The sequence below is a fragment of the Enterococcus sp. AZ011 genome, from assembly GCF_050548355.1.
GTDB classification, from domain to species: Bacteria; Bacillota; Bacilli; order Lactobacillales; family Enterococcaceae; genus Enterococcus; species Enterococcus faecalis.
The window spans coordinates 1,580,984-1,595,267 of record NZ_CP172959.1 but is presented as its reverse complement, the minus strand read 5'-3'; the positions used below and the strand labels follow the sequence as shown (position 1 = coordinate 1,595,267).

At 36.7% G+C, this 14,284-nt stretch carries 8 protein-coding genes; all 8 read left to right on the top strand.

The window, feature by feature from the left end; all coding sequences use genetic code 11:
• Positions 1 to 63 precede the first annotated feature (63 nt).
• Positions 64 to 1,044: a DUF916 and DUF3324 domain-containing protein gene (locus IGL36_RS07700; RefSeq protein ID WP_002425764.1), complete on the top strand. Its 981-nt coding sequence runs from the start codon at positions 64 to 66 to the stop codon at positions 1,042 to 1,044.
• A 208-nt stretch (positions 1,045 to 1,252) separates the two neighbouring features.
• Positions 1,253 to 2,269: an alcohol dehydrogenase AdhP gene (gene adhP, locus IGL36_RS07695; protein WP_002377174.1), complete on the top strand. Its 1,017-nt coding sequence runs from the start codon at positions 1,253 to 1,255 to the stop codon at positions 2,267 to 2,269.
• 47 nt (positions 2,270 to 2,316) lie between these two features.
• Positions 2,317 to 2,712, top strand: coding sequence for a hypothetical protein (locus tag IGL36_RS07690; RefSeq protein WP_002398383.1), 396 nt, complete (start codon positions 2,317 to 2,319; stop codon positions 2,710 to 2,712).
• Positions 2,713 to 3,216: 504 nt separating this feature from the next.
• The gene (locus IGL36_RS07685; RefSeq protein WP_002398382.1) at positions 3,217 to 8,844 is read left to right on the top strand and encodes a TIM-barrel domain-containing protein; all 5,628 of its coding nucleotides are present in this window, start codon (positions 3,217 to 3,219) and stop codon (positions 8,842 to 8,844) included.
• Between the two features lie 81 nt (positions 8,845 to 8,925).
• The gene (locus tag IGL36_RS07680; RefSeq protein ID WP_002425767.1) at positions 8,926 to 10,908 is read left to right on the top strand and encodes an amidase domain-containing protein; all 1,983 of its coding nucleotides are present in this window, start codon (positions 8,926 to 8,928) and stop codon (positions 10,906 to 10,908) included.
• Between the two features lie 418 nt (positions 10,909 to 11,326).
• Positions 11,327 to 12,058, top strand: coding sequence for a response regulator FsrA (fsrA, locus tag IGL36_RS07675; RefSeq protein WP_078126945.1), 732 nt, complete (start codon positions 11,327 to 11,329; stop codon positions 12,056 to 12,058).
• An 88-nt stretch (positions 12,059 to 12,146) separates the two neighbouring features.
• Positions 12,147 to 12,875, top strand: a complete 729-nt coding sequence (locus tag IGL36_RS07670; protein WP_002377181.1) for an accessory gene regulator AgrB — start codon at positions 12,147 to 12,149, stop codon at positions 12,873 to 12,875.
• Complete coding sequence (gene fsrC / locus IGL36_RS07665) at positions 12,872 to 14,215, top strand: sensor histidine kinase FsrC (protein WP_002394531.1); 1,344 nt, start codon at positions 12,872 to 12,874, stop codon at positions 14,213 to 14,215. Before IGL36_RS07670 ends, fsrC begins: the two co-directional genes overlap by 4 nt.
• The last annotated feature ends 69 nt before the right edge of the window (positions 14,216 to 14,284 follow it).

Below are 14,284 nucleotides of genomic sequence, written 5' to 3'. Positions count from 1 at the left end.
GATAAATTGAAAAGAATTTTAAAGATACTTTTTATATTGACTATTCTCTGTTTAGGTGGAGCGATGCGTGCCTGGGCAGAGCCGTCTAATACCAATAGTTCAGCAACAATTGACAATGCGAATGCATATACAGTCACACCCGTTTTCGGAGCAACTCAAAATAACAAAACCAGTAATTTTTTTGATATGACATTAACTCCGAAACAAAAAGATACATTCAAATTAACGATAACCAATACTACGCCGAACCCTCAAAAATTTAAAGTTCAGGTAAATACAGCAACAACAAATAGTAATGGGATAGTTGACTATACAAAAAGTAGCTTTGAAAAAGATCCATCGATGAGTTTGGTACTTAGTGATTTGATTAGTCCCAATAGGAAAGACATTAGTGTTCCCGGTAAACAATCACAAACGATTGATTTTCAAATAACGATGCCAGAAAAGTTATTCTCAGGAATTTTATTAGGTGGAGTGACGATTCGACCTGTAGAGATAGCTGGGGACCAAAGCAAGGGTGGGATTCAAAATGTTTATATGCATACGATTGCTATTCGGGTGAATGAAACAGCAGAGACCATACCTGCAAAATTGGAAAGTGGTTCTGTTAAAATTGGGCAAATGAACCGCCACAATACTGTTTCGATGGAAATTAAAAATCCACAGCGGAAGTTATTGTCAAAAGTCGAAGGAGATTTTTTTGTTAAAGAAAAAGGAACAAACAAAACGATCATTCACGAAAAGAAAAATAATCTTAGTTTTGCACCAAACACAAGGTTTGACCTACCTATTTTACTGAAAGATTCGTTTAAACCTGGACACTATACCTATACCATTAAGTTGAAAAACCATGAGGGGAACTGGACGTTCTCAAAAGATTTCACGATAAACAAGAAGCAAGCTGATCAGTATAATAAGCGTTCTGTTGATCATAAAGCCAAAAACCTTCACTGGCTTAAGTACCTCATGGCCTTTTTAATTCTAGTTATTTTAGGTACCGTCTGCTATATCTTGGGAAAAAAGAAGGGAAAAATGAGGTTGTAAAACCTGCCTTTAAAATAGTTGACAATTATGCAGAAAAAATCATGCCAGTATGAATTATCTATGACATAAGGGAAGAATAGCTGTCTAGCAAGGATAAATTGTCAAATTAGCGTTAATTTACGCAAGTCATTGGTGTTCCTTATTTTGGAAAGTAGTATTATACTATTATTGTTCAATGATTCACAATAGAAACAAGGAGGAAAGAACCATGTATAAAGCAATTGTCGCAGCAAAAGGAAAAACAACAAAAATTGTTGAAAAAGAATCGCGTCCATTGAAAGATAATGAAGCGCGGTTGAAAATGGAAGTCTGTGGTGTCTGTCATACGGATTTACACGTTAAGAATGCAGATTTTGGCGATGTTAGTGGTTGTACCTTAGGTCACGAAGGAATTGGGATTGTGACGGAGGTTGGAAAAGACGTTACTAGTTTAAAGATTGGTGATCGTGCATCTGTTGCATGGTTTTATGAAGGCTGCGGGCATTGCGAATATTGTACTTCTGGTCGAGAAACGCTTTGTCGTTCAGTAAAAAATGCTGGATATACAGTTGATGGTGCCATGGCCGAAGAATGCATCGTCACAGACGGTTATGCAGTGAAAGTGCCAGAAAATTTAGCATCAGAGCCAGCTTCCTCTATTACTTGTGCAGGGGTAACAACCTACAAAGCGATAAAAGAATCTGGGATTCGTCCAGGTCAATGGCTAATGATTTCAGGATTAGGTGGTCTAGGTAATCTAGCTTTACAATATGCCAAGCATGTCTTTAATGCCAAAGTAGTAGCTGTTGATGTGAATGATGATCAGTTAGTTTTTGCGAAAGAAATGGGTGCTGATCTTTTAATTAATCCAGTTAAAGATCCTGATTTTGCTGCACAACTTCAAAAAGAAATTGGTGGTGTCCATGCAGCAGTAGTCACTGCGGTAGCTAAATCAGCATTTAATGGCGCAGTCGATGCAGTCCGTGCGGGAGGAACGGTTGTCGCCGTTGGATTGCCTGTTGAGACAATGGATTTATCTATTCCACGTCTTGTTCTTGATGGCATTCACGTAGTCGGATCGTTAGTTGGAACCCGTCAAGATTTAAGAGAAGCTTTCCAATTCGGTGCAGAAGGAAAAGTTGTTCCTGTTTGTCAAACACGTCAACCAGAAGAAATTAATGCTATTTTTGAAGAAATGGAACAAGGAAAAATTCGCGGGCGCATGGTCATTGATTTTCGCAGTTAATTTAGTTTTTTAGTGATTCGTTGATTTAATCTGAAAACCATGAAAGGATGGATGGAATGTTTGCGAATCTTACTCTCCGTGAGAGACGACTGCTTAAACAAGCACAAGTGGGAGCCACAATTAGCTTTATTCTTTTGTTTGTACCAATTCTGACAATCAGTCTTTTGCATACTAGTGACTTATTAGCAAAATGGATAGGTATAGTTGGGGTAATTATGGTTTTACCATTGTTGTATTTTGCGTGGCAGATTTTAAAGATAGCCTATAAAGATCAAAAAGATAATCCAACGCCTCCTTTGTGGGTTCCGAAAGTTTATGGGATTGGGCTTTCGATCAATCCCTATCACCGGTTTGGAAAGTTAATTTTTATATTGCTAGCGGTACTGATAGTTGGCATCATCATTAGTTTGCTTTTCACACCAGCAAGTCAAATCAATCACTAAAAAACGAGTAATCAACACCCTCTTGCTGAGCAGGAGGGTGTTTAATATTTTTAAATAGACTAAATTTGAGCAACAGGTATTAGATTTTTGAAAAAAGTCTTTCTTTTTCTGATGTGGATATTTTTGCAATAAAATCATCATTATAAGTGAATTAACAGGTTTATCAAGGGTTAATACTTGTTAATGGTGGCTGCTATAATTAACCGTTGACAAACACAAAAAAACCATCATACGATAATTATGTTATTAAAAAAGTGAAAAATTGGTAGTTAATAAATGAAAACGCATTCATCAGGAAATTGTGATTCTGTACTAAAATTTTTATATAAGATGAAAATGGATTGTTTTCATTTAATAATTTATTGAAAGGATGTGTTTATGAAGGGGTTACTGAAACTGACTTTCTAACAGTCTCAGTAAACTAAGAAAATCGTTATGACTTTTCATCTGGATAAAACTTTGTTGGGTTTTGGATTTTGTGAGTAATTGTGTCGGAACTATTCTATGGGGAGCAATTTTAAGGAGGAAAAAATGAACAAAGAGTATCAGGGTAAAAAAATTTACGGTAAAAAGCACTGGTTGACATTTTTATTAGTGAGTTCGTCTGTATTGGCGTTCCATTCGCTTGTTACGATGGATTCTCAAGTGGTTGATGCGCAAGAGCAAACAGCAAAAGAAGACGTAGCTGATTCAGCAACGTCAGTCGGAGCAATTGTGTCGATTGAAAAAGCGGAGAAAAACTTTGTCATTACGTATGCTTCTGGAAAAAAAGCACAAATTAGTATTTTAAACGACCATCTTTTTCGCTATCATCTAGATCCAACTGGTAAATTTGAAGAATATCCAACGCCAAATGATCCAAAGCATGTTGCGAAAATTACGGCTAAAACAATGGCCGACTATGGCACACAAGCCTTTGAGCAAACGAACGTCACAGATTCAGGAAACCAATTTATTCTAGAAAATAATGGTTTAAAAATTATGTTCGAAAAAGAAAGCGCTTTAATGGAAGTTCTAGACAAGAAAAAGAATCAAGTCATTTTAGAAGAAACCGCTCCGCTATCCTTTAAAAATGATAAAGCTACACAAACGTTAAAACAAAGTAGTCAAGAAAATTATTTTGGCGGAGGAACTCAAAATGGTCGATTTACGCATAAAGGAACAGCTATCCAGATTGTCAATACGAACAATTGGGTAGATGGCGGAGTAGCATCGCCTAACCCATTTTATTGGTCAACTGCAGGGTATGGCGTTGTTCGAAATACATGGAAACCTGGCAACTATGATTTTGGAAGTCATGATCCACAAACAACCACAACAACGCACGAAGGAACAGATTTTGATGCTTTTTATTTCTTTAATGATTCCTCAGCAGGTATTTTAAAAGATTACTATGAATTAACCGGGAAACCAGCTTTGATGCCAGAATACGGGTTCTATGAAGCACATTTAAACGCGTATAATCGGGACTATTGGGTGAAAGTAGCAGAAGGAACCGCGGGAGCAGTTAAGTTTGAAGATGGTAATTTTTACAAAGAATACCAACCAGGCGATCTAGGAAACTTAAATGGCACGCTAGAATCTTTAAATGGAGAAAAAGAGAATTATCAATTTTCTGCACGCGCAGTTATTGATCGATATAAGAAAAACGATATGCCGTTAGGGTGGTTCTTGCCAAATGACGGCTACGGTGCTGGCTATGGCCAAACAGATTCATTGGACGGCGATGTACAAAACTTAAAAGAATTTACAGAGTATGCTCAAGCCAATGGTGTTGAAGTGGGGCTGTGGACTCAATCTAATCTCCATCCAGCGGATCCTAAAAATCCTAAAAAAGGAGAACGGGATATTGCGAAAGAAGTTAGTGTCGCTGGTGTTAAAGCTCTCAAAACTGACGTGGCGTGGGTCGGGTATGGGTATTCCTTTGGCTTAAATGGTGTAGAAGATGCCGCGAATGTTTTTGTAAAAGAAACAGACGGCGCAGTTCGTCCGATGATTGTTTCATTAGATGGTTGGGCCGGAACCCAACGGCACGCTGGTATTTGGACAGGCGATCAAACGGGTGGTCAATGGGAATATATTCGCTTCCATATCCCAACATATATCGGGACTTCGTTGTCTGGACAACCAAATGTCGGTTCAGATATGGATGGAATTTTTGGTGGAAAAAATAAAGAGGTCAACATACGTGATTTCCAATGGAAAACTTTTACACCAGTGCAGCTAAATATGGACGGCTGGGGCTCCAATCCAAAAACGCCATTTGCTTTTGATCAAGAAGCCACAGATTTGAACCGAGCGTATCTAAAATTAAAATCAATGATGATGCCTTATAACTACAGTATTGCCAAGGAATCAGTTGATGGACTACCAATGGTACGGGCCATGGCTTTAGAATTTCCTAATGAAGGAACAGCATATACAAAAGATTCTCAATACCAATATATGTGGGGACCCAATTTACTCGTTGCCCCAATTTATAATGGCAATCAAGATGAGGCAGGAAATTCAATCCGTGATGGAATCTACTTACCAGATGAAAAACAAGTCTGGGTTGACTTATTTACAGGCGAAAAATATCAAGGTGGCCGTGTCTTAAATGGAGTAAAAACACCGCTGTGGAAGGTGCCCGTTTTCGTCAAAGATGGCAGTATTATCCCAATGACGAATCCAAACAACAATCCAAAGGAAATCCAACGAGATCAACGATCTTTCTTGATTTATCCAAATGGCACCACTTCTTTTAATATGTATGAAGATGACGGAATTTCAACTAGTTATGAAGCTGGGCAATCAGCTACGACTAAAATAAATAGTCAAGGCCCTAAATCAAACGAAAAAGGGGATCTGACCGTTACTATCGAACCGACAAAAGGAAGTTATAAAGGCTTTGTTGATGAACGAAGCACCACGCTTGATTTGTTAGCTTCAGAAGCGCCCGAAAGCGTAACAGCAATGGTGGGGGGAACAGAAGTAACCTTGAAACAAGCAGCTAATAAAGAAGAATTTTTAGCTGGCACAAATCTATATTATTTTGATAAAGAATTCCAAGTGAATCAGTATCTTTCTGAAGCTTCAGGAGAAAAACTGAACCAATCAGCGTTATCAGTAAAACTAGCGAAACAATCTGTGACCGCCAAAGATGTTCAAATAACTGTCAAAGGTTTCATTAATAAAGGAACGGTTGACGGAGGAAATACAACGGTCGATGACCAGTTAACTATTCCGGCAAATGTCGCAATTAATGAAGAAAAAACAACGCCATCTTCTTTGACTCTTCAATGGGATCAAGTAACTGAGGCAACAAGCTATGAAGTAGAGCGTGACGGGACTGTTTTCGGAAATATTCAAACGAATACAGCAACATTTGATGGATTTTCCTTCCTAAGCGAACATACTTTTCGAGTTCGAGCTGTTGGAAAAAACGGGGTCTCTGAATGGAGTGAACCGATTAAAGGAAAAACACAAGATGATCCCTATAAAGAAACAATTAATCAAGTCAAAGCAACAAGTAATTTACCAGAACAACCAGGCGCAGAATTGAAGAAATTAACAGATAAAGATTTGAGTACAGGTTGGCATACGAACTGGTCAACCGGCATCGCTAATCCAAGTGATGGAAATTTCTTGTCTTTAAAATTTGATCTTGGTGCGGAGTATCAAATGGATAAAATTGAATACTTGCCAAGAGACAATGCCGGCAACGGAAATATTTTGCAGCTCCAGTATCGGACGTCGAAAGATGGAGCTAATTGGACAGAGTTTTCAGAACCTATTAACTGGAAGCAAGATGCTTTGACAAAAACCATTGAAACGAAGGACCAAGCGTATCGTTTTGTTGAAATGAAGGTATTAAAATCGGTGGGTAATTTTGGCTCTGGTCGTGAGATGCTCTTTTACAAACAACCAGGAACAGAAGGAATCTTACATGGAGACATTACTAATGATGGAACGATTGATGAAAATGATGCAATGAGTTATCGAAACTATACAGGCTTAGAATCGGTGGACAGTGACTTTAATGGCTATGTTGAAAAAGGCGATTTAAATAAAAATGGGGTAATTGATGCTTATGATATCAGTTATGTTTTACGACAATTAGATGGTGGGATTGAGATACCTGATGTCGAAGAAATTGCGGGCGGTTTATCCCTTGCTGTGGTTAATGAAAATGGCAAGGATACCTATCTTCCTGGCGATACATTAACCTTTACACTTAAAGGTCAAGACTTAAAAAACATTAATGCGTTAAGCACAAAAATGTCCTTTGATTCTAGCAAATTTGAACTTGTCGGTCAGCCTGCAACCACGAATAATACAAAACAAATGGAAAATTATTCTAAATATCGGAAACATTCAAATGGTGTGGAGAATCTATATTTAGTTCTTAGTAATCAAGGAAATAAACAATTGTTAAATGGTTCAATGGACTTAGTTACCTTTAAAGTTAAAGTAAAAGAAACAACTCGCGTAAAACATGCGACAACTGTTGAGCAGCCATTACAATTTGATATGAGTCAAGGCTTATTAGTAGGCCAAGGATTCCAACAAGCCACACTTTCAGATTTTTCTGTAACAGTGAAGCCCACAGAGCTAGTAGATAAAGAGTTATTACAAGCGCTAATTACGCTAAATCAAGCACGTGTCGAAAAAGAATATACGCCTGAAACTTGGGCAATTTTTAAACCAGTCTTAGATGAGGCAGTAGCTGTTCTAGCCAATGAACAAGCCACACAGACAGACGTTTCTGCTGCTGTGGAAAACCTAGAAAAGGCTGCAAGTCAGTTGGAAAAAATGCCTGATGTAGCGAATAAAGCTGATTTAGAAAAAGCAATTCAAGAGGGGCTGGCGAAGAAACCAAGTGATGGGCAAGAATTCACCGAAGAAACTAAAAAAGTTCTCGAAGACTCATTAGCAGCAGCTCAAAAAGTATTTGCTCAAGAAAAAGTTACCCAAGAAGAAATAGACCAAGCGACTAAAACATTGCGTGAAGCAATTGCACAATTAAAAGAACAACCCGTCGCCGTTGATAAGGAAACCTTAAAAGAGAAAATCGCTCAAGCTCGAGGAAGAAAGCCGGAAGAAGGATACCAATTTACAAAAGAAACAGAAAAACAATTGCAAGAAGCAATTCAAGCGGCTGAAGCAATCGTAGCGAAAGAAACGGCGACAAAAGAAGAAGTCTCTGAGGCTCTAAACGCATTGGAAACTGCAATGGCTCAATTAAAAGAAGTACCCCTTGTAAATAAAGACCAATTACAAGAAGTAGTCAAACGAGCGCAGCAAGTCACTCCAAGTGAAGGGCACCAATTTACTGCCTCCTCGTTACAAGATTTACAAAAAGCGCTTTTAGCAGCTAAAAACACATTGGAAAACCCAGCAGCTAATCAAAAAATGATTGATGAAGCGGTTGCTGAATTAACTAGTGCCATCGATGGGTTACAAGAAGAAGCGTTAGTTACAGATAAAAAAGCCTTAGAGGCAATGATAGCCAAAGCAAAAGCAATCAAACCATCTGCCGGAAAAGAATTTACCAGCGAGTCTAAAGCGCGCTTAACTGAAGCAATTGACCAAGCGGAAGGGATTTTAGCTGATAAAAATGCTCGGCAAGAACAAATTGATACTGCTGAAAAAAATGTAAAAACTGCTTTGGATAGTTTAGAGGAACAAGTCCTTCAAACGGATAAAACAAAGTTGAAAGAACTGCTTCAAAAAGCAGAAACCTTGAAACCTAAAGCAGGAAAACAATTTACAAAAGCATCGCAAGAAGCTTTAGCTGAAGCAATTAAACAAGCAAAAGCACTTGTTGAGGACCCAAATGCGACGCAAGAAGCTGTGGACAAATGTTTAAGTATTTTAGCACAAGCCATTGAAGCAATGGCAGAAGAGCCAATCAGTAGCAACTCTACAGGCAACAATGGAAATCATGGCACGGTTAGCGGGACTGGTGGCGTAACCAGTCCAGGAAAGGGCACAGCAGCAGGTGGAACGACAACGAAAACCACCACTTCTGGTACTTTGCCAAAAGCAAATGAAGTTGTTTCGCCAATCTGGTCAATTAGTGGTTTTCTATTGATAGTAAGTATTGGTTTAGGAAAATTATTCTTCAAAAATAAAAAAGACCAAAATTAGCGTATCATTAACTTACAAGGCGCATTTGTACAAAAACAGTGTGCAAATGCGCGAGTATGTAATAGGAGAGGATTTTTACGAATGAAAAGAAAGAAAATCAAGAATCAACTACTTGTTTTAACAAGTATTCTCGTTCTTCTGAGTTTGGAAGTCGCTCCAGTTGTTACGTTGGCTGCAGAATTACCAAGTAGCTCGCTACAAACAGCTCTGTCCTCGGAAACGACAATTACTTCGGAAGAAAAAGTAATTGAAACAACCGAAACAACCGAAACAACTGTTGCTACATCGACAACGTCCACTAGTAGTTCGTCATCTGAATCAAATAGTTCTACCGATACGACTACCGAATCAACGAGTCATTCAACGGCAGAAACGACAACCACAAATACTAGTTCTGAAACAAAAAAAGAACCTACAGAGTCAACGGTATCATCAGAAATCACGCAGCCTGTTGAACAATCGCAACCAACACAAGTTCAACCACCACAAGTTCCTGTGACCAAGCAAGAACCCGAAGAACCTATTCAAGTTCCTGAAGCCACCAATAACGTTGTTGAAGAAAATCAGGCTGTATCGTTAAATCCGTCCCTCAAAGTAGATGAAATAGCTTCTTCAAATTTAAAAGGCTACGAACTTCCACTGTTGTCGTCTTTTGGCGAAAAGAAACGGGCAGTTGTGGTGGCTGAAGCATTAAGACACGTTGGGAAAACAAAAAAAGAATTTAATTTGACGGAGCAAGCATTGACCAGTAGTTTCCTTGCCCAAAAAATTTACCAACAATTATTTAAAATAGACATTGGCAGTACACCGCAAGAACAAATAACATTTGGTAAAGTTCGTTCTATAGAGGAGGCAGAACCTGGTGATCTGATTTTTTGGCAAACAGCTGAAGGAAAAACGCTTCAAAATGGTGTTTATCTTGGCCAAGGAAAATATTTAATTGCCGCAGCGGAAGCGGATTCTAAAGAGGAACCAGAAGTAATTGGTCAGTTAGAGAATATCTATACTGCCAAACAACAACCAGACTCAAAAGAGGAAAAACGCTTGGTAGTGACTAATCCTTTTAAGGAGTTCACATTAACGGAGTATGGCAAAGAAGTTTTAGCAACATATGGTGCGTCATTTGAAATGCAGAAGTCAGAACAAACCACAGCGTTTATTAAAAAAATTGGTGAGACAGCCAGAGAACTTGGCGAAAAATACGATGTTTTTGCATCAGTGATGATAGCTCAGGCTATTTTAGAAAGTGGCTCTGGCGAAAGTCAACTAGCCAAAGAACCTTATTATAATCTCTTTGGCGTGAGAGGTTCGTTCCAAGGAAATAGTGTTAGCTTTTCAACAAAAGAGGCTGATCAGAGGGGCCAACTTTATACAATTTCCGCTGGGTTTCGCGATTACGGTGGCTATAATGACTCACTGCAAGATTATGTTCAATTACTCCGACAAGGGATTGACGGAAATCAAGATTTTTATAAACCAGCGTGGCGTTCGGAAGCCAAAAACTACCTTCAAGCAACGCGTTTTTTAACAGGTAAATATGCAACAGACAAGCAATACGATAATAAATTAAATTCGTTAATTGCGGTTTATAACTTAACGCAATTTGATTTACCAAAAACAGTGGACGGTTTGATTATCCAATCTAAAAATAAGCTGTCGGAAGCGGAACAGCAACAAATGCATTTTCCAGTCTATGATGGGATCAATTATAATCGAAGTGGTAGCTATCCCGTGGGCCAGTGTACGTGGTATGTCTATAATCGTTTCAAACAGTTGGGCACTTCTGTGGATGAATTTATGGGAAATGGCAGTGACTGGGGAAGAAAAGGACGTGCATTAGGCTATCAAGTTAGTTCATTGCCTAAAGCTGGTCGTGCGATTAGTTTCCAACCAGGAGTTGCTGGCGCAGATAATCAATATGGACATGTTGCTTTTGTTGAAGCGGTCACTTCTGATGGAATCATTATTTCTGAAAGCAATGTCATCAATGATCAAACGATTTCGTATCGTGTCTTACCTAATGTAATTGCTTATAGTAGTGGCGTGACCTACATTGGCGCTTAAGCGACTCATTCAACAGGAAGAAGTGTGGATGTTTAAGTAAAAAATTAGCACAATGATCCATGTGTGAACTAACAAATTAAATTAACCAGAATCGACCAATGAATTGATTTTGTCATGTATAAAATGACAAGAACAGTTTGGCGGTTGATTCTTTGTTTTTCATCAACGAAGAGACAATAGTCCTCATGATTCGTTAGAAAAAGATGAATAGTCCAAAGTACTCTTTCTTGATGCTTTGTTATTTTATGTTTTTGTTTGCAGGAAACTACTGAAATCGCTATACTAAATTTATGTGAATATACTAACAGACAATCAATTTTTTATCTCTTTTATTGGTGTATAAATTGATTGAACATTATAATCATTTGTCTTTTGTTGTGTAATTTTATATCTTCTTGAGAAAGGGATGAGTGAACAAATGGCTATTTATATATTAGAAGACCAAATTATTCAAGCAAAAGCGTTAGAAGCATTGTTAACAAATATCCTACATTCAAGAAATATTTATAATGAAACAATCCATTTATTTTCACGTTCAGATGAATTATTACAAGTGGCACACCAGGACGCCCAACTAAATATCTTTTTCCTAGATATTCAAATGAACAATCATATCCAGGCAGGATTTGAGGTTGCTAAAGAAATCAGAAAAACAGACAGTGAAAGTCTGATTGTATTTATTTCTACTCACACAGAATTAGTTTTAACTTCCTACAAATATATGGTTTCAGCTCTTCAATTTATTCAAAAGAACGTGGATTTTCTAGATTTCCAAAAAGAGGTCGAAACATGTGTCGATGCATATATTCAACAAAAAGAAAATATAAAGACAAAAAGTGAATATATTATCATTAACTTAAAAGCGTCTTCTATAAAAATGGATATTAATGATATTTATTTCTTTCAAACGGAATACGATCATCGTGTATCAATGGTTGGTAAAAATTTTAAAAGAGAATTTTATGGAACGTTATCAAAAATTGAACAACTGCATCCAGATTTGATTAGAGTCCATCAATCAATCATCATCAATAAAAAATATGCGTCAAAATTAAATTATAAAACGCATCTTTTAACTATGAGAGACGGAACAGAAGTACCAGTCTCAAGAAGATATTATACTCAGGTCAAGGCACTATTTCTTACTTAGGGAGGGATAATGACTAATTAAGGAATTATCTATCTATTAGTCGCTATATTCGTTATAATTTAGTGCAATACTTGAAGAGGAGGGCGATATGCTAATCGATTGGATTCTAAAAAATATTATGGATATGGATCAGGAAGATCAATCAGGAAAAACACAATGGACAAAGTATTATCTAACCGTTTATTTTTCTGGCTTATTTAATTTTCTGATGATTCTGATTTTATCAGTTTTATTTGGGACGTTAAGCGAAACCTTTATTGTATACGTCGTACTGATTTTTTTACGGCCTGTCGCAGGTGGCTGGCATGCAAAAACTAAATGGCTCTGTCGTCTAGAAAGCATTGTTATCTATGTCGCCATACCATTTGTATTGAAAAATTCTTCTGTGAGCTTACCGTTTATTTATAAAATTCTATTGATTTGCCTCTTAGTCGTATTATTTTATTGGTATGCGCCACAAGGAACAGCAATTGAACCTGTTCAGCCATCTGATTTAAACGTGCTCAAAAAGCAAAGCCTTATAAGGGTGTGTTTACTTATTTTATGTAGTCTGTTTGTCAAAGAAAAGATTGCTTCAGTAATACTCTACGGTCTCGTCATCCAAGGTCTGATGATACTCCCTGTAACAAAAAATTTAATTGAAGGAAGTGTTTTTATGAAATTTGGTAAAAAAATAATTAAAAATGTTATTGAAAAAAGAGTTGCAAAAGTCAGTGATGGTGTGGGAACTAAGCCTAGATTAAATCAAAATTCGCCCAATATATTTGGACAATGGATGGGACAAACTGAAAAACCTAAAAAGAATATTGAAAAATGATTTTGTCGTTATTAGCTACTAACGTTTTGCTGGCATCTAGCTTTATCGTTTTTGTCTTTTTACGAGTAACATTGATCAAGATTGAATGTAAAATACCGTTACTTTCATTGCTTATTGTCATTAATCTTTGTTCGTTTGCGGCATTAATGTTGGGCTACTCTTGGTTGATTTATGCGCTGACAGTCGTTATTTTTACAGGATTTTTACTCATTCACAAAAAGAGGTTCTCAATTTTTAAAGCGATATTTTTATCCGTTTTTACATTGCTTATGGTTTCGTTTATCAATTACACGGAGCAAACGATTTTAAGTGTTTTTTTTCAACAGATTTATCAAAATAAATTATTATGGATTGCCTCAAATGTTCTTCTGTTGCTTATAAATATCTGGATTGCTTTAAAAATTCCCAATAGTGTTTTTTTAAGATTAAATCGTGTGTTAGAAAATAGTCGAATTTTTTTTGGTTGTTTACTTTTATTGTTGATTCTGTTGTTACTTTTTGTGTTTTTGATTTCGCCAGAGATTTCACCTGACTTTATGCGAGGATTTGTCACGGTAAATAGTTCTAAATTGGAGTTATTAATAAGTGTAGGTTTATTTTTAATTCTGATTGGCTTAGTCATTGAAGCTTATTTGGAAGAACAACGTATCAACACTCAATTATTGAATAATTTAACGATTTATACTGAAAAAATAGAATCCATTAACGAAGAGCTAGCGATGTTTCGTCATGATTATAAAAATTTATTGTATAGTTTACAAATTGCTATTTCATACGAAGATATTCTGGAAATCAAAAGAATTTATGAAGAAACGATTGCACCAACCAAAAAAATTATTGATAATGAAGAATTTGAACTTATGAAGTTAAATCGTTTGAAAAATATGGAACTTAAGGCACTCATAAGTATGAAAATTAATACCGCAAAGCAAGCAAAACTAAAAGTGATTGTTGATGTGCCAGAAGTATTTATTCTCGATACATCAATCGACTTAGTGGTTGTGATTCGTTTGTTGGCTATTCTATTAGATAACGCGATTGAAAACAGTGCAAAATCAGAATTGAAAATGTTCGCTATCTCAATTTTCAATAAAAATGAAACACAAGAGTTTGTGATAACAAATAGTGTCCAAGCCGAATTTGATTTTAGGGTTATGAAGAAAACCAAATTTAGTTCTAAAAGTAACCCAGAAGAGCACGGTTGGGGATTGTTATATGTAAAAGAAATTGTTGATTTTTCAGATCAATTTGACTTGCAAACGTCCTTCAATGAAGGATCGGTTACTCAACATTTAATTATTGAAAAAAATCATAACAGTAAAAAAGTTGTTAACGAATGAATTTGTTAACAACTTTTTTGCTATGGTATTGAGTTATGAGGGGCAATACAGGGAAAAATGTCGGCTGAT